Source organism: Achromobacter sp. GQ309 (assembly GCF_059759315.1).
Genome location: NZ_JCAXDP010000002.1, coordinates 247,336 through 270,361, shown reverse-complemented (window position 1 = coordinate 270,361; position 23,026 = coordinate 247,336). Strand labels below are relative to the sequence as shown.

The 23,026-nt window shown below is 66.6% G+C and carries 24 protein-coding genes; 9 read left to right on the top strand and 15 right to left on the bottom strand.

Annotated features, from left to right (window positions below; genetic code table 11):
* Positions 1-95: 95 nt before the first annotated feature.
* Positions 96-1,052: a LysR family transcriptional regulator gene (locus AC6CIE_RS06575; protein WP_498091723.1), complete on the top strand. Its 957-nt coding sequence runs from the start codon at positions 96-98 to the stop codon at positions 1,050-1,052.
* A 33-nt stretch (positions 1,053-1,085) separates the two neighbouring features.
* Here the strand turns inward: AC6CIE_RS06575 and AC6CIE_RS06570 are convergent, their stop codons facing one another.
* Positions 1,086-1,697: a glutathione binding-like protein gene (locus tag AC6CIE_RS06570; protein ID WP_239213381.1), complete on the bottom strand. Its 612-nt coding sequence runs from the start codon at positions 1,695-1,697 to the stop codon at positions 1,086-1,088.
* 150 nt (positions 1,698-1,847) lie between these two features.
* Between AC6CIE_RS06570 and AC6CIE_RS06565 the strand changes: the two genes are divergently transcribed.
* Entirely contained in the window at positions 1,848-3,011 is a 1,164-nt protein-coding gene (locus tag AC6CIE_RS06565; protein WP_498091721.1) for a PQQ-dependent sugar dehydrogenase, read from the top strand.
* A gap of 5 nt (positions 3,012-3,016) precedes the next feature.
* Positions 3,017-3,655: a glutathione S-transferase family protein gene (locus AC6CIE_RS06560; protein WP_498091719.1), complete on the top strand. Its 639-nt coding sequence runs from the start codon at positions 3,017-3,019 to the stop codon at positions 3,653-3,655.
* An 11-nt stretch (positions 3,656-3,666) separates the two neighbouring features.
* Here AC6CIE_RS06560 and AC6CIE_RS06555 read toward each other — a convergent pair whose 3' ends face one another.
* On the bottom strand, positions 3,667-4,575 hold the full coding sequence (locus AC6CIE_RS06555; RefSeq protein WP_175136568.1) for a DMT family transporter: 909 nt from the start codon (positions 4,573-4,575) through the stop codon (positions 3,667-3,669).
* A 73-nt stretch (positions 4,576-4,648) separates the two neighbouring features.
* Positions 4,649-5,026: a DUF423 domain-containing protein gene (locus AC6CIE_RS06550; protein ID WP_175121616.1), complete on the bottom strand. Its 378-nt coding sequence runs from the start codon at positions 5,024-5,026 to the stop codon at positions 4,649-4,651.
* Between the two features lie 242 nt (positions 5,027-5,268).
* On the opposite strand from AC6CIE_RS06550, the gene parS reads away from it, so the two are divergent.
* Entirely contained in the window at positions 5,269-5,739 is a 471-nt protein-coding gene (parS, locus tag AC6CIE_RS06545) for a type II RES/Xre toxin-antitoxin system antitoxin (protein WP_175185325.1), read from the top strand.
* A complete protein-coding gene (locus tag AC6CIE_RS06540; protein WP_498091717.1) occupies positions 5,736-6,248 on the top strand; it encodes an RES family NAD+ phosphorylase in 513 nt (170 codons plus the stop codon). The genes parS and AC6CIE_RS06540 overlap by 4 nt, the downstream gene beginning before the upstream one ends.
* Before the next feature lie 86 nt (positions 6,249-6,334).
* Here the strand turns inward: AC6CIE_RS06540 and AC6CIE_RS06535 are convergent, their stop codons facing one another.
* A complete protein-coding gene (locus AC6CIE_RS06535; RefSeq protein WP_175136565.1) occupies positions 6,335-7,396 on the bottom strand; it encodes an alcohol dehydrogenase in 1,062 nt (353 codons plus the stop codon).
* A gap of 67 nt (positions 7,397-7,463) precedes the next feature.
* Positions 7,464-8,672: an ABC transporter substrate-binding protein gene (locus AC6CIE_RS06530; RefSeq protein WP_175185323.1), complete on the bottom strand. Its 1,209-nt coding sequence runs from the start codon at positions 8,670-8,672 to the stop codon at positions 7,464-7,466.
* A gap of 225 nt (positions 8,673-8,897) precedes the next feature.
* On the opposite strand from AC6CIE_RS06530, the gene AC6CIE_RS06525 reads away from it, so the two are divergent.
* A complete protein-coding gene (locus tag AC6CIE_RS06525; RefSeq protein ID WP_175185322.1) occupies positions 8,898-9,638 on the top strand; it encodes an IclR family transcriptional regulator in 741 nt (246 codons plus the stop codon).
* 72 nt (positions 9,639-9,710) lie between these two features.
* On the opposite strand, the gene rocF is transcribed toward AC6CIE_RS06525, so the two are convergent.
* Together rocF and rocD are read right to left on the bottom strand one after the other, a co-directional pair.
* Positions 9,711-10,649, bottom strand: a complete 939-nt coding sequence (rocF, locus tag AC6CIE_RS06520) for an arginase (protein ID WP_279974090.1) — start codon at positions 10,647-10,649, stop codon at positions 9,711-9,713.
* 56 nt (positions 10,650-10,705) lie between these two features.
* Positions 10,706-11,941: an ornithine--oxo-acid transaminase gene (gene rocD / locus AC6CIE_RS06515; RefSeq protein WP_498091716.1), complete on the bottom strand. Its 1,236-nt coding sequence runs from the start codon at positions 11,939-11,941 to the stop codon at positions 10,706-10,708.
* A gap of 192 nt (positions 11,942-12,133) precedes the next feature.
* On the opposite strand from rocD, the gene AC6CIE_RS06510 reads away from it, so the two are divergent.
* Both AC6CIE_RS06510 and AC6CIE_RS06505 read left to right on the top strand, forming a co-directional pair.
* On the top strand, positions 12,134-12,925 hold the full coding sequence (locus tag AC6CIE_RS06510) for a MetQ/NlpA family ABC transporter substrate-binding protein (protein ID WP_239213423.1): 792 nt from the start codon (positions 12,134-12,136) through the stop codon (positions 12,923-12,925).
* A 96-nt stretch (positions 12,926-13,021) separates the two neighbouring features.
* Entirely contained in the window at positions 13,022-13,477 is a 456-nt protein-coding gene (locus AC6CIE_RS06505; RefSeq protein WP_056561122.1) for an Lrp/AsnC family transcriptional regulator, read from the top strand.
* Between the two features lie 67 nt (positions 13,478-13,544).
* Here AC6CIE_RS06505 and AC6CIE_RS06500 read toward each other — a convergent pair whose 3' ends face one another.
* From AC6CIE_RS06500 to AC6CIE_RS06485, 4 genes are all read right to left on the bottom strand, one after another.
* The gene (locus AC6CIE_RS06500) at positions 13,545-14,714 is read right to left on the bottom strand and encodes a metallophosphoesterase (protein ID WP_498091714.1); all 1,170 of its coding nucleotides are present in this window, start codon (positions 14,712-14,714) and stop codon (positions 13,545-13,547) included.
* A 136-nt stretch (positions 14,715-14,850) separates the two neighbouring features.
* Positions 14,851-16,083 (bottom strand): alpha-hydroxy acid oxidase, encoded by a 1,233-nt coding sequence (locus tag AC6CIE_RS06495; protein ID WP_498091713.1) that lies wholly within the window; start codon positions 16,081-16,083, stop codon positions 14,851-14,853.
* Positions 16,084-16,184: 101 nt separating this feature from the next.
* Complete coding sequence (gene asd / locus AC6CIE_RS06490) at positions 16,185-17,054, bottom strand: archaetidylserine decarboxylase (RefSeq protein WP_175121608.1); 870 nt, start codon at positions 17,052-17,054, stop codon at positions 16,185-16,187.
* 137 nt (positions 17,055-17,191) lie between these two features.
* Positions 17,192-18,823: an ATP-binding cassette domain-containing protein gene (locus AC6CIE_RS06485; RefSeq protein WP_367352126.1), complete on the bottom strand. Its 1,632-nt coding sequence runs from the start codon at positions 18,821-18,823 to the stop codon at positions 17,192-17,194.
* Here AC6CIE_RS06485 and AC6CIE_RS06480 point away from each other — a divergent pair.
* Positions 18,822-18,950 carry a hypothetical protein gene (locus AC6CIE_RS06480; RefSeq protein ID WP_302477431.1) on the top strand — a complete coding sequence of 43 codons (129 nt, stop codon included), beginning with the start codon at positions 18,822-18,824 and terminating at the stop codon, positions 18,948-18,950. The two genes, AC6CIE_RS06485 and AC6CIE_RS06480, sit on opposite strands and share 2 nt — an antisense overlap.
* 92 nt (positions 18,951-19,042) lie before the next feature.
* Here AC6CIE_RS06480 and AC6CIE_RS06475 read toward each other — a convergent pair whose 3' ends face one another.
* The 4 genes from AC6CIE_RS06475 to AC6CIE_RS06460 all read right to left on the bottom strand — a co-directional run bounded on the left by AC6CIE_RS06475 (position 19,043) and on the right by AC6CIE_RS06460 (position 22,719).
* Positions 19,043-19,912, bottom strand: coding sequence for an HpcH/HpaI aldolase/citrate lyase family protein (locus AC6CIE_RS06475; protein ID WP_498091711.1), 870 nt, complete (start codon positions 19,910-19,912; stop codon positions 19,043-19,045).
* Between the two features lie 10 nt (positions 19,913-19,922).
* Positions 19,923-20,645 (bottom strand): response regulator transcription factor, encoded by a 723-nt coding sequence (locus AC6CIE_RS06470; protein ID WP_175121605.1) that lies wholly within the window; start codon positions 20,643-20,645, stop codon positions 19,923-19,925.
* A gap of 319 nt (positions 20,646-20,964) precedes the next feature.
* Positions 20,965-21,459: a hypothetical protein gene (locus AC6CIE_RS06465; protein WP_175121604.1), complete on the bottom strand. Its 495-nt coding sequence runs from the start codon at positions 21,457-21,459 to the stop codon at positions 20,965-20,967.
* A 126-nt stretch (positions 21,460-21,585) separates the two neighbouring features.
* Positions 21,586-22,719 carry a 3-deoxy-7-phosphoheptulonate synthase gene (locus tag AC6CIE_RS06460; RefSeq protein ID WP_239213366.1) on the bottom strand — a complete coding sequence of 378 codons (1,134 nt, stop codon included), beginning with the start codon at positions 22,717-22,719 and terminating at the stop codon, positions 21,586-21,588.
* Positions 22,720-23,026: the final 307 nt, after the last annotated feature.

Below are 23,026 nucleotides of genomic sequence, written 5' to 3'. Positions count from 1 at the left end.
TTGTGGAGCGGGCAGATTACACCCGGCCATGCGGCACTGCGTCATCGAAAAATGTCTCAAACCTATAATCCCTCGTTATTGGAAAAGGGGAAGAAATGGAACCCGATGCGTATGCCGACGAGGCCGGGCCGAGCGCCGGGCGGCCGCTGAACCTGCGCCAGATCGAGGTGTTCCGCGCCATCATGATGGCCGGCTCGATCAGCGGGGCGGGGCGCATGCTGCACGTGTCGCAGCCGGCTGTGAGCCGGGTGCTTGCCCTCACGGAAAGCCGTCTGGGCTATCGGCTGTTCGAGCGCGTCAAGAGCCGGCTGTCCCCTACGGCCGAGGCGCGGCGTCTATATGCCGAGGTCGAGCAGGTGTACGGCGGCATCCAGCGCGTGAACGACCTGGCCGCCAGCCTGGGGCAGTCCGGCGCGGGCATGCTGAAGATCGTGGCAAGCGCCAGTTTCGGGCAGCGCCTGATCCCCATGGCGCTCGAGCGGTTTCGCGGTCGCAATGCGGGCGCGCGCGTCGATTACCGCAGCGTGACGTTCGACGAACTTGCGGCGTACTTTCTGTCGGGACAGGCAGACATCGGCATTTCCATGCAGCCGCCGGATCATCCGAACCTGACGTCGGTCCGGCTGGCGCGGGTGCCGGTGGTGTGCGTGCTCCCGCCCGGGCATCCGCTTGCCAGCCACGACGCGGTGCGGCCGGAGGACTTTTCGTCGGCGGCGTGGATCGGCTATCCCCGCGATACGCCGCTGGGACGCGCGCTGCAGCCGTTCTTCGGTGAAGGTCCGCACTGCGCGGCGGCGATCGAGGTGCATTCGCCCGTGACCGCCTGTTCCTTCGTGCAGCAGGGCTTGGGCCCGGCGCTGGTGGATGCCTGGTGCGTTACGCCGGACCAGGCCGCGCACATGGTGCTGCGTCCGATCACGCCCGAGGCCAGCGTTGAGATATGGGCGACGCATTCCAACCTGAGTGCGCCGCCCCTGCTGGCGCGGCGCTTTCTGGCCGCCGTCAAGAAGATCCTTGAGAGCGAGGCGCTGCCCGGCGTGACACCGGAATAGGGCTTCCGGGCATCAGCGGGGCAGCGCAGACCCTTACAGCCCTTCGGCCTGCAGCGCGGCCTTGACGCCGGCGTTGGCCTGCATGCGCTCGAAGAACGCGGACAGGTTGGAAAGGCCGGTCAGGTCAACTTCCTTGGCGTGCGCCCAGCGCAGCACGACGTACAGGTAGGCATCGGCAACCGAAGGCGCGGCGCCCGCCAGGTACTGCTTGCCGGCCAGTTGCGTGTCCAGTTGCGCGAACAGCTTGGTCAGCAGCGCCGAGGCCGATGCGGCCAGTTCCTTCTGCGCGCCTTCGTCCTTCAAATAACGCTGCGCGCCGAACAGCAGCGAGAACGTCTTGTGGACGTCGGAATTGATGAAGCCGACCCAGCGGCGCACTTCGGCGCGCGAACGTGCGGAGCCGTCGCCCAGCAGCGTGCTTTCGGGCGCCTGTTCGGCCAGATACTCCAGAATGGATACGTTCTGCGTCAGGGTCCAGTCGCCATCGGTCAGCGCCGGCACGGCGCCCATCGGATTGATCCGCAGAAACTCGGGCTCCTTGAGCGCCTCGCGGCTGAGCTTGTGCGTTTCATACGGCTTGCCGATCCATTCGAGCACGATATGGGAAGCGAGCGAGCACGCGCCGGGCATGTAGTACAGTTTCATCTGTCGGAGACTCCTGGAAGGAAGAACGGGAGAGCTCCCGTCCGTGGGCGCTATGGTACGCCAACCGGGTATGCCATTCGCGAGTGGTCCCGCGTCTCTCTGTCATGCCTTCCGCGCCCGCTTTTCAATCTGTCGCCGCCGGAGATGTCCATGCAGTCACGCACCGCCGCGAGCACGCGCGCGATCCCCTTTCTCTTGTCCTTGACCCTGGCCTTCGCCGCTGCGCCCGCCATCGCGCAAGCATCGCAGGAACCGCCCTCGGCGCCTGCGCGCGTGATGCCGGTTGTCGGCGGCCTGGATCATCCGTGGTCCATGGCGTTCCTGCCCGACGGCGGCATCCTGATCACCGAGCGTCCCGGGAATCTGCGGCTGTTGCGTACGCCCGGCGGGTTGTCCAAGCCGCTGACCGGCGTGCCCAAGGTGGCCGCGCGCGGCCAGGGCGGTCTGCTGGACGTGGCGCTCTCGCCAAACTTTGCGACCGACCGCTACGTGTATCTGTCGTATGCGGAGTCGGACGGCGACAAGAGCGGCACGGCCGTGGGACGCGGCCGGCTGGCCGACGATGCCAGCCGACTTGAAGACTTCAAGGTCATCTTCCGCCAGGAACCCAAGCTGTCGTCCGGACTGCATTTCGGCTCGCGCCTGGTGTTTGACGGCAAGGGTTACCTCTACATTGCGCTGGGCGAGAACAACCAGCGGCCAACCGCGCAGGACCTGGACAAGCTGCAGGGCAAGGTCGTGCGGCTCAAGGCCGACGGCGCGCTGCCTGACGACAACCCCTTCGTGGGCAAGCAGGGCGCGCGGCCCGAGATCTGGTCGTACGGCCATCGCAATCCGCAAGGCATGGCGCTCAATCCCTGGACCGGCGAGCTCTGGGAAAACGAACACGGGCCGCGCGGCGGCGACGAGATCAACGTGGTGCAGCCGGGCAAGAACTATGGCTGGCCGCTGGCGACCTACGGCATCAACTATTCGGGTCTGAAGATTCCGGAAGCCAAGGGCGAGACGCTGCCGGGCATGGAGCCTCCGGTCTACTGGTGGCCGAAATCGCCCGCCATCAGCGGCATGGCGTTCTATGACGCCGATCGCTTTCCGGCCTGGCGCAATTCGCTCTTCATCGGCGCGCTGGGTAACCAGAACCTGATCCGCCTGACCGTCGACGGCAAAAACGTGGTCGAGAAGGAAAGGCTGCTGGTCGACCGCAAGCGCCGGATCCGCGACGTGCGGCAGGGGCCGGACGGTTATGTGTATGTGCTGACGGACGCTTCCCCGGGCGAACTGCTGCGGGTGGCGCCGGCCGAAACAGGAGGGTGACCGTCATGAAGACCTATGAGCTCATCGGGTCCGCGGGGTGCGGCTCCGCCATTGTCGAGATGGCGCTGGTGCTGGCCAATGTGCCGCACGTCCTGACGGACGTGCCGTACCTGAAGCCCGGTCCCGAGCGGGACCGGCTGCTGCATCTGAATCCGCTGGGGCAGGTGCCCACGCTGATCCTGCCCGACGGCGAGGTCATGACCGAGAGCGCGGCGATGATCCTGCATCTGAACGACCTGGCGCCGCAGGCCGGTCTTGCCCCCGCGCCGGACAAGCCGGAACGGGCGCGCTTTCTGAACCTGCTGGTGCGGGTCGTGGCGGCGGTCTACCCGACCTTCACGTACGGCGACGATCCCGCGCAGTGGACGACGCCAGGCGATGCGGTGGACCTGCTGCGCGAACGGGTCCACACGCGCCGCGCCGAGCTGTGGCAGGAGCTGGAACGCCAGGCCGGCGCGCCGCACATGCTGGGGCGGCGTTTTTCAGCGCTGGACCTTTATGTGACGGTCATGACGCATTGGCGTCCCGGCCCGTCGTGGTTCAGCGCGATGTGTCCGGCATTGACCGCGGTCGCCCGCGAAGCAGCATTGGAACCGAACGTGGCCCGGGTGTTGGGGCGGCACTTTCCGCCGCCCACCGAATAACGCGGGCAGCTTCAGGTGGCGGCACGCCGGCGCGATTTGCCGCGCGCTTCGCGCACGGCGATGTACACGCCGCTGCCGGCAATGAAAACGGCGCCCAGGTACGCATACGCGTCGGGCGCCTCGCGCCAGAAGATCCATCCCAGGATCGTGGCCCAGACCAGACCCGTGTAGTCGAAAGGCGCCACGACAGACGCGGGCCCGATGCGGAATCCCTGCGTGATGAGCGCCAGGCCCAACGTGCTGAACAGCGCCACGCCGCCAAAATAGGGCAGGTCTTCCATGGCCGGCGCGCGCCACACCCACGGCAATCCGATCGCGCTGCACACCAGTTGTCCCAACACGATGTAGAAAGTGGTGGTCAGCATGCCTTCTGCGCGGTTGATGCCGCGCGCGGTGATCATCATGACCGCGTAGAGCAGGGCTGTAGTCAGCGGCAGCAGGGTGGCGGCCTGGAATGCCTGCGTGCCAGGGCGAACCACGATCAGCACGCCGGCAAAGCCTGCCAGCACCGCCAGCCAGCGTTTGCCGTCCACGCGTTCCTTCAGGATCAGCACCGACAGCGCCGTGACGAACAGCGGCGCGGCGAACGCGATGGCGGTGGCCTCGGCCAGCGGCAGCGCCTGCAATCCCAGATAGAAGCAACAGGCCGAGACCACGTTGATGGCGCCGCGCGTCAGGTGCAGGCCGGGATGCGTCGTGCGCAACACACGGCGTCCGCCCAGCCACAAGGCCAGCGCGGTCACGAAGGGCAGCGCGATCAGCGCGCGCAGAAAGAGGATCTGCAGCGGGTTGTAGCTGGCGCCCAGCCATTTGGCATTGGCGTCGCTGAGCGTCAGAAAGAAGATGCCGCCCGCCACGCAGGCGATGCCTGCGGCGGCGGAATGTTCACGGACGGCGGGTAATGCGGTGCTTGGGGACATCTGAAACCTGCAAGGGCGGCGGTTCCTGCCGCCGGAGGGTGAAGAACGGATAGGTGAAGATCGGGAAGGGCTTTCAGCTCTGCGCGCGGTAGGCGGCAATGGCGACCATCGCCCACGCGGCCAGGAAGGCCGTTCCGCCGAACGGCGTCACCGCGCCGAGCCAGCGGGTGCCGGTCAGCGTCAGCAGGTACAGGCTGCCCGAAAACAGCACGATGCCGACGAACATGACGACGCCGGCGGCCGACAGCAGCGGCGACCCGAAGCGGGCGCCCAGCAACGCGATGATGAAGATGCCCAGGGCGTGGACCAGGTGGTACATGACGCCGGTCTGCCAGACGGCCAGCAGTTCTGGCGTCAGGATGCGCTTGAGGCCATGCGCGCCGAATGCCCCGGCGCCCACCGCCACCATGAGGTTGATCGCCGCGAGTATGGTGAGCTGCCGGTCCGTCATTGCGTGTCCTTGAGAGAAATGCGAGGGGCGAATTTGCCGCCGCCTATGATAGGCCCAAATATGGTGCATGACGGGGCCGCGGACGATGGCAAAGCGCGGCCCGCAGCCGGCTCGGCAACGGCCGCCTTGCAAGCCGATTTCCAAATGGGATATTATAAATTCAATTTGGTAATTCAGCCGCCGTGCAAGTCTGGCCGGTTTCTCCGGCTTTCGCTTCGTCCACGCGGCGCCCGGAGCAGATCATGACCATCGCGCTGACTGACAAATCGCCCGCCAAGCGCGGCGCCTCCACCAAGCGCCCGCCGCGCCCCAGGCAGCTTTTTCGCGGCCTGATCGACAGTCCGCTGACCGATATTGCGCGGGATGTGCACCGTGGACTGCCCGCGCAGATGGTCGACGATGCCGCCGATTACCTGCAGGTGCCCAAGTCGGAAATCATGGCGATCACGGAGGTCAAGGCGGCGTCGCTGTCGCGCTGGACGCGCGAAGGGCAGGCGCTGCCGCTCGGTGAATCCGACCGGCTTGCCCGCGTCGCCCGCGTGGTGCGCGTCGCCCGTCAGGTGCTGGGCAGCGACGCGGAAGCGGTGCTGTGGCTGAACACGCCCGTGCCGGCGCTGGGCAACGTCAAGCCGCTGTCGCTGCTGACGTCGGATGCCAGCAGCCGCATCGTCGAAGACACGCTGGCCCGCGCCGCCGCGGGCGTCTACGCATGACCGATTACGTTTCGCTCTGGCGCATTGGCACCACGGCGGGCAAGTACCGGGCGGACGACCTCTCCGGCGCCGGGGCGGCCGCGGTGGGCGGACGCTACAACAGCCCGGGTACGCCGGTGGTGTATGCCTCGGCCAGCGTGGCGCTGGCCGTGCTGGAAACGGTGGTGCATTTTGCGGCGCGCGCGTCCGAGCACGCCAACCGCTACCTGATTGAACTGGCCGTGCCCAATGGCATCTTCGAGGCGCGCCAGTCACTGTCGCTGGCGCAACTGCAGGACGATTATCCGTTCTGGGACGCGGTGCCCTTTGCCGAAGCGTCGCAGGCCGTGGGCGACAACTGGGTGGCGTCGGGGGTGTCGGCGCTGCTGGAACTGCCCAGCGCGATCGTGCCGTATCGCGGCGTGCCGGACTGCAATTTCCTGATCAATCCGGCGCATCCGGACGCCGAGGATATCGTGGTGGTGCGGCGCGAACGCTTCGTCTACGATCCGCGGTTGCGGCCGGCGTAGGCGTCCAAAGGCAGGCGTGAAAAATCAGGCGTCAAAAAGAACGCGCCCGCTGCCGGGCGCGTTCAGTCGCAATCGCCGCAAAAGCTTCAATCAACCGTCAACACCGCCCGGCCCACGACCTTGCCTTCGCGCAGCGAGGCCAGCACGCTGTCCGCCTCGGCCAATGCGTGGCGGTGGACGGGCATCGGCGGCACCTTGCCCGCCCGCACCAGTTCCATCAGTTCCTTCAGTTCGGCCAGGTTGCCCACGTAGCTGCCGATGATGGACAGGGCCTTCATCGGAATCAAGGCGATGGGCCAGGTGGAGCCGCCGCCGAACAGGCCAACGATGATGAGCTTGCCGCCCTTGGTCAGGAAGTCGAACGCCAGCGAGGTGGTGGCCGGTGCGCCGACCAGATCGATCGCGGCCCGCACCGGCTTGCCCCCCGCCGCCTGCATGATCTGCTGCGCGGCGTCCGGGGCGGCGCCGTCGATGGCCGCCAGCGCGCCCGCATCCAGCGCCGCCTGGCGCTTGGCGGGGTCGATGTCGACCACGATGGCGCCCGCGCCACCCAGCGCCTTGATCAGCGTCAGACTCATCAGGCCCAGGCCTCCCGCGCCGAAGATCACGACGGGATGCTCGCGGTAGATGTCTGCGCCGATCTTCTGCAACGCGGAGTACGTGGTGAGCCCTGAGCACGCGTAAGGCGCGATCTGCGCGGGATCCAGGTCGCCGATGTCGATGAGGTAGCGCGGATGCGGCACGACGATGTGGTCCGCGTAGCCGCCGGCGCGGTGGACGCCCAGGCAGGCCGGCGCGGTGCAGTGGTTTTCCATGCCGGCCATGCACGACGGGCACTTGCCGCAGCCGATCCACGGATAGACGAGGTAATTGCGGTCGGTGGCCAGGCCCTGCGCGTCGGGGCCGGCCGCCACGACGGCGCCCACCGTTTCATGGCCCATGGTCAGCGGCAGCGACACGCCACGGTCCTTGAGCGACAGGGTCCGGCCCTGGCCCAGGTCGTAGCCGCCTTCCCACAAGTGGATATCGCTGTGGCACACGCCGGCCGCGCGGACCTTGAGCAGGACCTGCGTCCCTTGCGGCGTGGGGGTGGGCTGGTCCATTTCCTGCAGCGGTTCGCGGAAATTGACGACGCAATAGCACTTCATGGTTGTCTCCTTTATGTAATTGCCTGCACCCTGCGGCCGGACCGGAATCCGGCGCGCCGGGCGTGACCTATTTCTTGACCAGCGGGCATTCGCTGTCGGCGAGCGACACGAAGACCTTTTCGCCGGGCACCGTGGACAGGATGCGGTAGTAATCGTTCGGATGCTTGGACTCGGCGGGCTTTTTCACCTCGACCAGGTACAGGTCCATGATGACGCGGCCATCTTCGGGGCGCACCCGGGCATTCTTGATCAGTTTGGTGGTGATGGGCAATTCGCGCATTTTCTGGTTGACCACCGCGGCATCGAAGGTGCCGGCGGCCTGCGCGGCCTGCAGGTAATGCGTGGTGGCCACGTAGCTCAGGGCCTGGACGATGGAGGGGGCGCGCGTGACGCCCATCTTCTTTTGCCAGCGCTGGGTCCAGGCGCGGGTGTCCTCGTCGGCATCCCAATAGAAGCCGGTGGGGAAGGTCAGCCCCTGCGCAACGGGCAGCCCCATTGCATGGACGTCGTTGATAAAGGTCAGGAACGTCAGCATCCGCTGCTTGCCGCCCGCCAGGCCGAACTCCTGCGCCTGCTTGATGAGGTTGACCAGATCGCCGCCGGCGCTGGCCAGGCCCACGACGTCGGACTTGGATGACTGCGCCTGGATGAGGAACGACGCAAAGTCCATCGCGCCCAGCGGATGGCGCGTGCTGCCCACGACCTTGCCGCCCGCGGCCTCGACGAAGCGTGACGCGTTGCTTTCCAGCGATTTGCCGAAGACGTAATCGGTGGTGATGAAGTACCAGCTCTTGCCGCCGCTCTCGACGACGCTCTTGACCACGGCGTTGGCCAGCGCATAGGTATCCGGCGCCCATTGCGTGCTGAGGTTGCTGCATTGCTTGCCGCTGAAGTCCCCGGCAAAACCGCCGCTGATCAGCGCGGTGCCGCCTTTTTCGCGCGCCACGCCCTGGGCGGCCAGGCCGGCCGAGCTGGCGCCGCCGTCCACCACCGCGACCAGATTCTGCGTGTCGAACCAGCGGCGCACCAGCGCGGACGCCACGTCGGCCTTGTTCTGGTTGTCCGCACCGACGACTTCGACGGTCTTGCCGGCCACCTTGCCGCCGAAATCCTCCACGGCCATGCGCACGGCGGTCTCGGACCCGAGGCCGCCAAGGTCGGAGTAAATGCCGGAACGGTCGTTGGACACGCCCAGCCGCACGACGTCGGACTGGGCTTGGGCCGCGCAGGCGGCCAAGGTGGCGGCCAGAGCCGCCAACACGGGTTTGATACGCATCTTTCTGTCTCCCAGCCCTGAAGCGGACCGTTTTATTGAACGTTATGGATGACGCGGCAACTCGGGTAGGCGGGCGCCGGTGCTCCAGCCGGCTGAAATGTATTTCACATTGGTGAATGCAAATTCCTGTGCAAGAATTTAGGTACCTGCACATGAAAAGTCAACACGGTGGAACACCCTAGTCCGGGTGCCAAATACGCATTGCCACGAAGGAGGGCTGACGCCGTGGAAGTCAAGCTTGTCGCTCGCACGCTGGAGTTGCTGGAGCTGTTTGCGCAGACGAAGCGGCCCATGCCGCTGACCGAGCTGGCCCAGGGGCTGGGCGCGCCGATGTCGAGCTGTCTGGCACTGGTGCGCACCTTGGTGGCTCGGGGGTATCTGTACGAGGTCAGGCGCCGCGCCGGGTATTACCCCACCGGCAAGCTGCACGGGCTGGCGGCGCAGATTCTCGCGGGCGACCCGTGGCTGGATCTGGTGCGGCCGCGGTTATTGGCGCTACGCGATGCCGTCAACGAGACCGTGATGCTGGGCAAGATCCAGGATGGCGCCGTCGTGTTTCTGGACGTGGCCGAGTCGACCCAGCCCGTCCACTATGCGGCGCGCGCCGGCGAACGACGTCCGCTGCACACGAGTTCGGTTGCCAAAGCCATCCTGGCGCGCCTGCCGGCCGCTGACCGCGATCAGGTCCTGGCGGCGGCGCAATACACGCGCTACACGGATAGCACGCTGACAACCCGCGAAGCCCTGCTGGCCGACGTGGGCAAGGTTGCCGAGCGGGGCTGGGCCTCGAACGTGGGGGAAAGCGTCGCGGACCTCACGGGGCTGGCCGTCGCACTGGATCTGGGCGGCGAATGGTACGCGCTATGCGTGGCAGGTCCCACGCCGCGCGTGTGGGCGCAGCGCGAGGAAAATCTGATTCATTTGCGCGACGCGGCCGAGGCGATCCGGCGTGATCGCGAGGGATAAGGGAATATTTCCATCGGTCTACGCCGCCGGAAGCGATGCGGTCGATGCGCCGCGCGTCATCGACCGCCCGCGTCAAGGCCCCCGCCGCACCAGCGTGGACTTTCCGAACAGGCTTTCAATCAAATCCACCGCCAGCTCCGCCGTGCGGTTGCGCACGTCGAGCGCCGGGTTCAGTTCCACTACGTCCAGCGACCGCATGAGGCCGGTGTCGGCAATCATCTCCATGCAGAGCTGCGCCTCGCGATAGGTGGGGCCGCCCATCACCGTGGTGCCCACGCCCGGCGCGATCTCGGGATCGAGAAAGTCCACGTCGAAACTCACGTGCAGATGCGTGTCGGCGTCCAGCCCGGCCAAGGCGGCCTGCATTGTGGCGCGCATGCCCATCTCATCCAGATACCGCATGTCGAAGACCTCGAGGCCGGCGTCGTGCAGCAGGCGTTTTTCGCCAGGATCCACGCTGCGGATGCCGATCTGCCGCACGCAGGACGGCTCGATGTCCGGAAACTCGCCCGACATGCCGGTCAGCGGCGCGGGACCATTGCCGCACAGGCAGGCCACCGGCATGCCGTGCAGGTTGCCGGTGGGCGTGAGCAGATGGGTGTTGAAGTCGGCGTGCGCGTCCAGCCATAGCACGCGCAGTTTCTTGCCGGTGGCACGGCAGTGGCGCGCCACCGCGCTGACCGAGCCGATGCCCAGACTGTGGTCGCCGCCCAGCAGGACGGGCAGGCGGCCTTCGGCCAGTTCTTCGTACACGGCATCGTGCACCGCCTGATTCCACGCGGTCACTTCCTCAAGGTGGCGGTAGCCGTCCACGGGCGGCAGCCAGGGATTGGCGGGGCCGTACAGGTTGCCGCGGTCGCGGACCTGAAAGCCCTGCGCTTCGATGACCGGCCCCAGGTCCGCGACGCGCAGCGCTTCAGGGCCCATTGACGCGCCGCGCGCGCCGGCGCCGATGTCGGTCGGTGCGCCGATCAGGGTGACTTGGGTGGGCAGGGTGGGGGTTTTCGTCAATGCGTTCGTCAATTCGCATGCTCCGTATTGCAGTGTTCACGTTGCGGCGCGTGGGGTCACGCGGCGGACAAGACCGCCGCCAGTTGATCGCACGCCCAATCCACTTCGTCCCGCGTGACGATCAGGGGAGGCGATAGGCGCAGGGTATGACCGTGGGTGTCCTTGACCAGCAAGCCTCGCGCCTGGAGCCGTTCGCACCAGAGGCGGGCGCCGCCGGCGTCCGGCTCCAGTTCCACGGCCAGCATGAGGCCGCGCCCGCGGACCTCGCGCACCGGGCCGGGCAGGCTGCGCAGGCGCTCCAGGAAATGCGCTCCCACGGCGGCCGCATTTTCGATCATGCCTTCCTCGGTCAACACCCGCAGCGCGGCGCGCGCGATGGCGCACGCCAGCGGATTGCCGCCAAAGGTGCTGCCGTGTTGACCGGGCTGGAACACGCCCAGCACGTCGGCGTTGGACAGCATGGCGGACACGGGATAGAAACCGCCGGACAGCGCCTTGCCGATAAGCGTGACGTCGGCTTCGATGCCTTCGTGCTCCTCGGCCAGCAGCTTGCCCGTGCGTCCCAGGCCGGTCTGGATCTCGTCCAGAATCAGCGTGATGCCGCGTTCCGTGCACCGTTGGCGCACGCGGCTGAAGTACCCGGGCGGCGGCATCACCACGCCGGCTTCGCCCTGGATCGGTTCGACCAGGAACGCGACCGTGCGGTCGCTGATGGCGGCGTCGAAGGCCTCGAAGTCGCCAAAAGGCACGACCTTGAAGCCGGGTGCGAACGGGCCGTAATGGCCATAGGCGTCGGGGTCGGTCGAAAACCCCACGATGCCCAGCGTACGGCCATGGAAATTGTTGGCGCAGACGATGATCTCGGCCTTGCCCTCGGGCACGCCGCGCACCTCGTAGCCCCACTTACGCACGGCCTTGATGGCCGTTTCGACGGCTTCGGCGCCGCTGTTCATGGGCAGGATCTTGTGAGCGCCCGTCAGGCGCGCCAGGTCTTCATAGAAGCCCGCCATCTGGTCATGGCGAAACGCACGCGAGGTCAGGGTAAGCTTTTGCGCCTGCTCGGTCATGGCCGCCAGGATGCGCGGGTGGCAATGGCCCTGGTTGACCGCGGAATAGGCGGCCAGGCAGTCCAGGTACTTGCGACCGTCCACGTCGTAGACCCAGACGCCGCTGCCGCGCGCCAGCACGACGTCCAGCGGGTGGTAGTTGTGCGCGCCCAACTGGTCTTCGATGTGGTCGCGGCGGCTGGCGGCGGACTGCGGGTTGGGTTGGGGGGGCATCACGGCACTCATGAACGTCTCCCAAAGGCATACTGCGGCCATCTTAGCGCCGTGGGCGCGGCTTGGCATTGCCATTGCATGACAAAGGCCTTTCCGTGACCGGCGCGCCGGGTGCTGCACAATAGCGCCTGTGCCGGACCGTCGTCCGGCGTTCCGATTCTGTGGATGGCTGACATGCTTGTGCACCAATTGCTTGAGAGACTGATGCGCGGCGCCGCGGTGGCGGCGCTGGGATTGGCGGTGATTGCCCCGGCGGCGGCGCAGGAACAGCCCCTGCGGATCGGCGTGATTGCCAGCGTGGCCAACGAGGCCACCGAACTGGCCATCGCGCAGGCCAAGCAGCAAGGGTTGGACGTCAAGCTGGTGGAATTCAATGACTGGGTGCTGCCCAACATTGCGGTAGCCGACGGGTCGGTGGACGCCAATTTCTTCCAGCACGCGCCGTTTCTTGAACTCTTCAACCAGCGCCGCGGCGCCAACCTGCAGCCCATCGCATACGGCTATTCGACCACCATCGGCCTGTTTTCCAAAAAGCTGAAGAAGGGGGATCCGGTGCCCGAGGGCGCGACCATCGCGGTGCCGAACGACCCGGTCAATACCGGCCGCGCCTTGCTGCTGCTGCAGTCGATGGGACTCATCACGCTCAAGCCGGGCGTCGCACACCAGGCCAGCCTGCAGGACGTGGTGGCCAATCCCAAGAAGCTCAAGTTCGTCCAGATCGAAGGATCGCAGTCGGCCCGCACGTTCGACGACGTGACGGCGTCGGTCACCTACACGACGTTCGCAAAACAGGCGGGCCTGAACGAAAAGGATGGGCTGGCCTTCGACAATACCGATCCGGACAGCATCCGGCGCTACGCCATCCGCTGGGTGGCCAAGCCGGAAAAGGCGCAGGACCCGCGCCTGTTGAAGTTCATTGCCATTTATCAGAACTCGCCCGAAGTGAAGGCGACGCTCAAGCGGCTGTACGGCGACCTGATTTCGTTCCCCTGGTAAGGCGGTTTCAGGACGGCAATCGGAATAAAATCAGGGTTTGCCCCGACAAACCCTTTTCATCAAGGCCGGCCGCGCTGCGCGCCGAAGCTGATTCCAATGTCTGACCTCGATGACCGCGACCGGAAACTCTTGACGCTGTTGGCCGACGACGCCACGCCCAGCTATGCGGAGCTGGGCAAACAGCTCAACCTGTCGGCGCCCGCGGTGCACGAGCGGGTCAAGCGGCTCAAGCGCGACGGGCTGATCAAGGGCATCGCCGCCAAGCTCGACGGCGCAAAGATGGGCCGGCCGTTGCTGGCCTTCGTGCATGTCGACACGATCAACTGGACCATCACGCAGCAGGTGCTGGGCTTGGCCGAGCTGAATGAGGTCGAGGAGATCCACACCATCACCGGCAAGAGCGCGATGCTGCTGAAGGTGCGTGTGCGCGATACCCAGGCGCTGGAATTGCTGCTGGCGCGTATCCACCAGATTGAAGGCATCTCCAACACGACCAGCGATATCGCCCTGACCAGTTATCTGGAGCGCGGGCCGCTGCCTGAGGCGGCATGATTGCTGGCCGCTTGAACAACATCCCCAGGCGGCCTGATTGCTGGCCGTCTCGAGAGCATCCCGCCCTTCAGCGGGCGGGGGCGGCGCGCAGGCGTAGGCGCGTGATCTCCGACGGCGCCCACAACCGCTTGGGCGGTCCCCAATAGCCGGTGCCGCGGCTGGTGTAGACCCACATCTGTCCCAACCGGTGCAGCCCCGCCGTAAACGGTTGCTGGAACCGCACGAAGAAACCCCACGGAAAGAATTGCCCGCCATGCGTATGGCCGGAGATCTGCAGCGTGTAGCCCGCCGGTTCCGCCGCGGCAGCGCTGCGCGGCTGGTGGGCCAGCAGGATGCGCGGAAAGGCGTCGGCCGGCGCGTTGGCCAGCGCCGCACGCGGATTGCTGCGCTGCTGCGGATCGAAGGCCCCGGCGCTGAAGTCCGTGACGCCGGCCACCACCACAGGCAGGCCCGACGGATGGATTACGGCATGTTCGTTCAAGAGGACGCGCAGGCCCAGGCGGCGGAATTCAGCGATCCAGGGGCCCGCGCCCGAATAGTATTCGTGGTTGCCGGTGACCAGATACACGCCGAACGGTGCGCGCAGATCGCCCAGGGGACGGGCTTGCGCCGCAAGCTGTTCGACGCTGCCGTCCACCACGTCGCCGGTGATGGCGATCATGTCGGGCAACTGTTCGTTGACCGCGTCGACAATGGCCTGCACATAGCGGCGCTTGATGGTCGGGCCGACGTGGATGTCGCTGATCTGCACGATGGTGAAGCCGTCCAGGTCTTGCGGCAGGCCGGCGATCGGTACGTCCACGTCGACCACGCGGGCGCGGCGCCGGGCGTTGTAGAAGCCCGCCAGCGTGCCAGCCAGCGATAGCCCGATGACCGTCCACGCGCTGGCGCGTCGCAGGTCGAGCCAGGGCAGATCGGCGCCAGCCGCCAGATTGCCCAGCCACAGAAGCAGCATCAGCGCGTCGCGCAGCACGGTCAACACGAAGAGCGACGAGAACAGTCCCATGGCCAGCAGGCCGACCCAGGCGATGCGGTCGCCCCAAGGCGGATTGACGGAAGAGCGCGCCAGCATGCCCATCGGGATCAGCACGCACGAAAGCACCAGGAAGAGGATGGCGGCGGCAGTGCCTTCGCCACCAAGCAGCAGGTCGGGGATCAGGCGGGCGCCGACGTACACATGGGCGAGGGCGCCCAGGGTCAGGAACCGCAGGAAGAATGAGGATTGGCGCAGGGACACGGCGGCGGGCGGGCGCGTCGCAGCGGACGCGCAGGGAATCAGGGAACCGCCATTCTATGCTCCGGCGGCGCCGCGATTGATAAACGCGGCGCTGCGCGTCCGCCGGCACCGCACCTGGGGGCCTGGCGAAGCAGCGTCAGGCAGGCAGTTCGCCTTCCCGGCAGATCAGGCTGGCGTCCATCTCGTCAAGGCGATTGATGCCCAGCATGGCCATGTTGCGGTCGACCTCGGCGCGCAGCAGTCCGATGGCATGCGCCACGCCTTGCTGGCCACCTACGGCTGCGGCGTAGTTGAAGGGGCGGCCCACGAATACGCAGCGCGCGCCCAGGGCCAGCGCCTTGAGCACATCGCCGCCGCGCCGCACGCCGCTGTCCATCATCACGGTCATCGCGCCGGCCTGGGCGACCACGCCAGGCAAGGCGCGCAGCGGTGAGATGGCGCCATCAAGCTGGCGCGCGCCGTGATTGGACACGATGATGCCGTCGGCACCATGCTGCCTTGCCAGCGCCGCGTCGCGCGGGTGCAGGATGCCCTTGATGACGAGTGTGCCCGGCCATTGCCGGCGGATGCGCGCCACGTGCTCCCAACTGAGGTGGTCGCGTGCCGTGAAGTCGCGCAGCACCGAGGCGGAGACGATGGGCGCGCCGCGCGTGGCGAAGGAATTCTCGAAGTGCGGCATGCCATGCGCCAGCAGCGTGCGCACGAACGTGCCGGCCAGCCAGCGCGGGCGCGCCAGCCCGTCCAGGGCCAGGCGCAAACTGGGCTTGAGCGGCGTCGAGAAACCCGTGCGCACGTTGTTCTCGCGGTTGGCGGACACGGGAATGTCCACGGTCAGCACCAGGGTTTCGAAGCCCGCGCGCCGGGCGCGTTCGATCAGCGCGTCGATCCTGGCGGGGTCGCCGGGCAGGTAGGCCTGGAACCAGGTGCCGGGCGCTTCGGCGATGACGGCTTCAAGAGGAATCAGCGAGGTGCCGCTCAGGATCGCGGGCACGTTCTGCTCGCGCGCCGCGCGCGCCAGCACGATATCGCCCCGGTAAGCCGACAGCGCGCTGATGCCCATGGGCGCGATGCCGAAGGGCGACGCGTAGGTGCGGCCAAACAGATCGGTCTGTTGCGTGCGGCGGGAGACATCCACCAGGACGCGCGGCGTGAACGCGTACTGCGCGAAGGCTTCGCGGTTGCCTTTGAGGGATTGGTTGTCTTCGGCTGCGCCGGCGATGTAGCCGAAGATCGGGCGCGGCAGCCGGCGGCGAGCCGCGGCTTCGAAATCGTCCAGGGACAGCATGCGCCCGAGCGCTCGGGGCAGCTTGCGGGCGAGGGCGTCAGAGGCGGCGTCAGGGGTCGCGGCGGGCAGGGCGGTGGTAGTCATGGCGGGCCGGTAAAAGCCCGTAATCTAGCAACGGCCGTCGAACGCAGAAAGCGAATAAAACTGAAGTGGCCTGTTCGCTTTTGGCGAACAGGCTTCGCGCTTTATGCCTGCGTGGGCAACGCCAGCAGCTCGCCCATGCGCACCGGGCCCGTCACCGAGGGCGTGTCGGCCCAGCGGATCTTGTCGGGTCCGAACAGGACGATGGCCGTGGAACCCAGCTTGAAGCGGCCCATCTCGGCGCCCTTTTCAAGAAAGATGGGCGCGCGGGCAGCCGCGTCGTAGCGCACGGACTTGACCCGGCGCTTGAACGGCGTGACCAGGCCTGCCCACACGGTTTCGATGGACGCCACGATCATCGCGCCCACCAGCACCACGGCCATGGGGCCGTGCTCGGTGTCGAAGATGCAGACGACGCGCTCATTGCGCGCGAACAGGCGCGGCACGTTGCGGGCGGTCAGCGGGTTGACGGAGAAGAGGCGCCCGGGCACGTGGATCATTTCGCGCAGCGTGCCGGCGACGGGCATGTGAACGCGATGGTAGTCCTTGGGCGACAGGTAGATGGTGGCGAACTGGCCGCCCTGGAACGGCGCGGCGCGCTCGGTGTCGCCACCCAGGAGGTCCGCGAGTCCGTAGCTGTGGCCCTTGGCCTGAAAGATGCGGCCTTGTTCGATCGCGCCCATCTGGCTGATGGCGCCGTCGGCCGGACACACCACCGAGCCAGGTTCTTCGTCCAGCGGGCGCGCGCCGTCTTTCAGCGCACGCGTAAAGAAGTCATTGAAGCAGTCGTAGGCCAACGGGTCTTCTTGCAGCGCCTCGCTCATGTTCACGCCGTACTTGCGGACGAAACGCGAGATCATCCAGTTCTTCACCGCGGGTTCGCGGCAGTCCGATGCGTATCCGAAGAAGCGCGACACCAGGTGGTGCGGCGCGAGATACTGGCTGGCAAGAAAAAGTTGGTCTTTGATAGGCATCTATGGCGCTAAAAAAACGCGTCCCGCATACAGCGGGACGTGGTTGATGGTTGCCGTGCGGGCCAGATTGGCGCTGGAGTCCGGCAATTCGGCGCGATTGTAACGCGGTTGCGCGCGCACGGCGCGCAAAAACGCGCTCAGGCCGCCTTGGCCGCCAGCTTGGTCTTGTAGAGCCAGTCCTTGTAGTCGTCCAGGTCGCCGTCGAACGGGTTGACCTTGCCGTCGGCAACGATGATGAACTGGTCGGTCGTGGCGCGCAGCAGATGGCGATCGTGCGACACCAGCACCAGCGTGCCTTCGAACTGCGCCAGCGCATCCGTCAGCGCCTCGCGCGTTTCCAGGTCAAGGTGGTTGGTGGGTTCGTCCAGCAGCAGCAGGTTGGGGCGTTGCCACACGATCAGCGCCAGCGCCAGCCGCGCCTTTTCGCCGCCAGAGAAAGGCGCGATCGAGCTGGTGGCCATCGTGCCGTTGAAGTTAAAGCTGCCCAGGAAGTTGCGCAGTTCCTGTTCGCGTACGGTCGGCGCAATCTTGGTCATGTGCCACAACGGAGATTCGTCGTGCCGCAGCATCTCGACCTGATGCTGCGCGAAGTAGCCGATGGACAATCCCTTGTTGAACTGCGTGTCGCCGGCCAGCGATTCGATCTCGCCCGCGATGGTCTTGATGAAGGTCGACTTGCCCGCGCCGTTGATGCCCAACAGGCCGATGCGCTGGCCCGCCTGCAGCGAGAAGTTGATGCCCGACACGATGATCTTGTCGGACACGGCTTCGGTGGCCTCGTCCTCGATGCGATAGCCCGCGCTGACCTTGTCCATCGTCAGCAGCGGATTGGGCGCGCGCAGCGGCTCACGGAATTCGAACGAGAACTCGGCCGCGGCGCGCAGGGGCGCCACTTCTTCCATGCGGGCCAGAGCCTTGATGCGGCTCTGCGCCTGGCGTGCCTTGCTGGCTTGCGCCTTGAAGCGGTCAATGAACGATTGCAGGTGCGCGCGCTGGCGCATCTGCTTTTCCATCATGCCCTGCGCCAGTTCAAGCTGCGCGGCGCGCTGGCGTTCAAAGGACGAATAATGGCCCGAGTAGCGTTTGAGCTTGCGTTCGTCGATGTGGACGATCACGTTCACCACGCCGTCCAGGAAGTCCCGATCGTGCGAGATGACGATGAGCGTGCCCGGATAGCGCTTGAGCCAGTCTTCCAGCCAGATGATCGCGTCCAGATCCAGGTGGTTGGTGGGCTCGTCCAGCAGCAGCAGGTCGGACGGGCACATCAGCGCCTGCGCCAGGTTCAGTCGCATGCGCCAGCCGCCCGAGAAGCTGGTGAGCGGCAGGTGCATCTGCGCCTGCGTGAAGCCCAGGCCGGTCAGCAACTGCTCGGCGCGCGAATGGACGGTGTAGGCATCGGCGTCGGCCAGCGCGGCGTAGATCTCGCCCATGCGCAGGCCGTTTTCGGCGCTTTCAGGCTCGGCTTCCAGCGCGGCCAGTTCCGCTTCCAGCTTGCGCAGCGTGGTGTCGCCGTCGATCGCGTACTCGATGGCGGGGCGGTCCAGCGCAGGGGTTTCCTGCGCGACGTGGGCCACGCGCCACGACGCCGGGTAGTCCAGGTCTCCCTGATCCGCGTGCAGCGTGCCGCGCAAGAGGCCGAACAGACTCGACTTGCCCGCGCCATTGGCGCCGATGAGGCCGATCTTGTCGCCGGGGTTCAGAAGCAGGTCGACCTTGTCGAGCAACGGCTTGACGCCGCGCATGAGTGAAACTTGTTGGAAGCGGATCATGAATGTAGGACTGGATGGCGCGATGCGCGCGCGGCAAGACGCCCTCTGGGGGCTGTATGCAGGAAAGCAGGAACCGCGGCGGGATGGCACGCGCATCATGCGCGCCGGCGCGAACGTGATCGGATGAAAGCGGACTCAATCCGAACGAAGGGGGGGATTGTACCCGGCCGGGCAGGTCCGGGCGGGGAGGTCCGGGCGGGGAGGTCCGGCCGCATCCCCCTACGGCGTCTGAATTGCCGCCGCCAGCGCCAGCACGCGCTCGGCCTCGCTGGCATGCAGGTTCTCGACCAAGGCCCCGTCAACCACCGCCACGCCTTTACCTTCGGCCTGCGCGGCCCGCCACGCGTCCAGCCGTTTGCGCGCCGTATCGAGCTCTTCTGCCGTCGGCGCAAAGGCGGCATTCGCAGCGGCGATCTGGCGCGGATGGATCAGCGTCTTGCCATCGAAGCCCTGGTCGCGTCCTTGCCGGCAGGCGTCCTGCAAGCCAGCATCGTCGTTCAGATCCAGATGGACGCCATCCAGAACCGCAAGGCCGTGCGCCCGTGCTGCCATCACGGCAAGCGAGCGCGCCAGCAGCGTCTCGTCGCGCGACGGCGTGTGGCGCGCATGCAGATCCTTCACCAGATCAGACGTACCGACGACGATGGCGGCCAGCCGTTCATGGCCGCCAGCGATGGCATCGAGCCGCAGAAAGCCCAGCGGTGTTTCGGCCATGGCCCACAATGGCAGATCCACGGGCGCGCCCGCCGCGTCCAGGGCCTGCGCCAGCGCGGCCAACTGGGCGGGGGATTCGACCTTGGGCAGCAGCACGGCATCGGCGCCGGCTTGCGCAACGGCGCGCACGTCGTCCATCCCCCACGGCGTATCCAGCGCGTTGACGCGCACGATGCACTCGCGCCGTCCGTAGCCGCCTTCGCGCAGCGCCGCAGCGACCTGGGCACGGGCCTGCGCCTTGGCGTCGGGCGCCACCGCGTCTTCCAGGTCGAGGATCAGCGCGTCCGCGTCGAGCGTGCGTGCCTTGTCCAATGCGCGCGCGTTGGCGCCGGGCATGTAGAGAACGGAGCGGCGGGGGCGGATAGGAGCGTTCATGCGGGCGGTCTCAGAGTTTGGGCAGGCTGCCGACGATGGTGACGGGCGTGGTGCAGACGTAGCCCACGCCATAGACGGTGCGGATGCCCAGGTCGCCACCGGCCAGCTCGCGCAGCTTGCGCCGCAGCCGATGCATGTGGGCGTCCAGCCGATGCGTGTCGTAGGCCTCGGCGCTTGCGCCCAGGGCTTCAACGAGGCGGGCGCGCGTCAGCGGCAGTGGCGCCGCCTGGATCAGCGCGCCGATCAGGCGGCTTTCGGTATCGGTGATGTCGACGCTGATCTGACTGGGCGAGGTCAGCGTGCGGCGCGCGGGGTCGAAGCGCCAGGCGTCCGATTGCGCATCCTCTGTGTCGGCGGCCGGCACGACGCGCAGGCGCCGCGACAGCGACACCAGCGTGGCGCCGAGTTCGGCCAGGTTGACGGGCTTGGTCAGGTAGTGGTCGGCGCCCAGGCTCAGGCCCGACACCTTGTCTTCGCTCAGGAGCCGTCCGGTGAGCATGATGATGCCCATTGACGGATAGGAAGTGCGCAGATGCGACACGCGCGCCAGCCCATCGCCGTCCGGCAGCATGGCGTCCAGCACGAGGATCGCGGGCGTTACGGTGAGCAACAGCTCGTCAAGCTCGGCCAGCGAGCCTGCGGTGAGGATGGTCTTGTCCAGGCCCAGGTCCTGGATGTACTCGGCGATGGAATCGCGCCAATCCCCGTGGTCGTCGACGACGATGATCGTCACGGTGTGGCGCGCTTGGGCGCTCCGGGGGCGAACAGGTGTGTTCTGGTCATGCTGTGAATTCTTGAATGGCCGCGATCGCGCGGAAAAATCAGAGGACGACGGTATACGTCTTTGGCGTGCGTGCGCGCAGAATATCATTCCCGCCGATGCGGCAGCGCGGCATGGATCAAGGATGCGATCCAGGCGGCAGCGAAAAATCAGTTGGTCAAAAATTGCGCAGCCCGGTGCGCATCGCCCGAAAGGCCATCAGCCGGGCGTTTGGGTTTTTCTTATCCACAAATTCTGTGGATAAGAAGAACCGGGGTGGATACCGTCCCGCCTACGAAGGGAGTAATTCGACCGGCACACCCTCGGGCACTTTGCGCATCCGATCGCGTTCAATCCGGGCCGGCGCAAAGCGCGTTTTGCGCGCAGCAGCATTTTGCAGCAGCACCGACAGCACCGAGCCCTTGTCCTGGATCCAGCGCGTCTTGCCGCGCAAGAGCTTGACGGCATTGTCCGCGGTGCCCAGCCGGTACGACATGGCATTGATCTCGATCGAGGACTTGCCGTTGAACCGCGATTCGTCGATCTCGGTGATGGCGGCCGCGTCCAGATTGTTGCTCTCGTGGTCGATGCGGTAGACGTACTTGAGCCCGTGAAACGGGTCTTCCACGACGATGAGTTTTTCCGACCCGGACACGTCGGACATCATGCCGATCACGCGGGACTCGACCATCTGGTTGCCGCGTTGTTCTTCGGTGTAAATGAAAATGCTGTGCCGCATGGGGGCGGACTGGGCCGGTGCGGCCCCTACAAGGCGAGAACGATCCATACCTGAACGAAAAGAAGCGGGAGGGGGCGCGAGGCCCCCGAAGACGCGCATGATACCAATTGTTTCAGGTGCGTGCTGTAACAGGCGGCGCGGGGGGGCTACCCCGCGCCGGACACCCGCCAGCGATCAACCGCGCGCGGCGAGCTTTTCGCGGCGCTGGCGCACGGCCAGGGCCAGGGCGGCCAGCACGGGCTCGGTCTGCGTCCAGCCCAGGCAGGCGTCGGTGATGGAGACGCCATGACGCAGCGGCTCACCGGGCTTGAGGTCCTGGCGGCCTTCTTCAAGATGGCTTTCGATCATGACGCCCGTGATGCGGGAGTCGCCTTGGGCAAGTTGGGCGGCAATGTCGTTGGCCACGTCGATCTGGCGCACGTGCGACTTGTTGGAGTTGGCGTGCGAGCAGTCGATCATGACCTGTTCCCGCTGGCCGGCCTTGCGCAGGGCGTCGCAACAGGCTTGCACGCTGGCGGCGTCGTAGTTCGGGCCTTGCTTGCCGCCGCGCAGGATTACGTGCGTGTCCTGGTTGCCGCGGGTTTCGAAGATGGCGGCCATGCCCATCTTGGTCATGCCCATGAACGCGTGTTTGGCGCTCGCGGCGACCATCGCGTCGGCCGCGATCTGCACGCCGCCGTCGGTGCCGTTCTTGAAGCCCAGCGGGCAGCTCAGGCCGGAGCTGAGCTGACGGTGGCTGGGGCTTTCCGTGGTGCGTGCGCCGATGGCGCCCCACGCGATCAGGTCGGCGATGTACTGCGGGCTGAGCAGGTCCAGAAATTCCGTGGCGATGGGCAGACCCAGGCCGCTGATGTCCAGCAGCAGTTCGCGGGCGCGGCGCAGGCCTTCGTTGATGCGGAAGCTGCCGTCCAGGCGCGGGTCGTTGATGTAGCCCTTCCAGCCGACGGTGGTGCGGGGCTTCTCGAAGTAGACGCGCATGACGATCAGCAGGTCTTTCTTGTGCTCGTCGGCGGCGGCGCGCAGCTTGCGCGCGTATTCCATGGCTTGCGCGTGGTCGTGGATGGAGCAGGGGCCCACCACCAGCACCAGCCGGTCGTCGCGGCCGTGCAGCACGTCGGCGATCTGCGCGCGGCTTTGCTCGACGAGCGTCTGGATGTCGGCCGACACCGGCAATTCATCCTGCAGCAGCGCGGGTGAGATCAGCGGGCGCACGGCGCTGATGCGGGTGTCGTCGGTGCGCGTGTTGTCCTGGGTGGCGTCGGCGGCGCCGACCTCGCGGTCGTGCAGGGGGTCGTCAATGCGGGTCAAGAGAAGCTCCGTGCCGGTAGATGCGGGAAAGTCCGCCATTATCGCACCCGCGGACGGTGGAGGCGGATGGGTGGCTGCGGCAAGTCCGTGCGGCGGGGACAGGCCCCAATGAACGGAGCCGGACGGCGGAGGCGCCGCTGGCTACGCCTATCGGTGACGAACTGAATTAACCCGTTATCGATAAAGACATGTTTCGCGTGGATGCCTTAGCATTGATTCACGCTCTCAGTTGGCCGGCTGCAACCGGCTTGCGGCAGGCGCAGGCGGGGGCCGCGTGCGGCTTCTTACCGTGTATACAGGTCCAGGA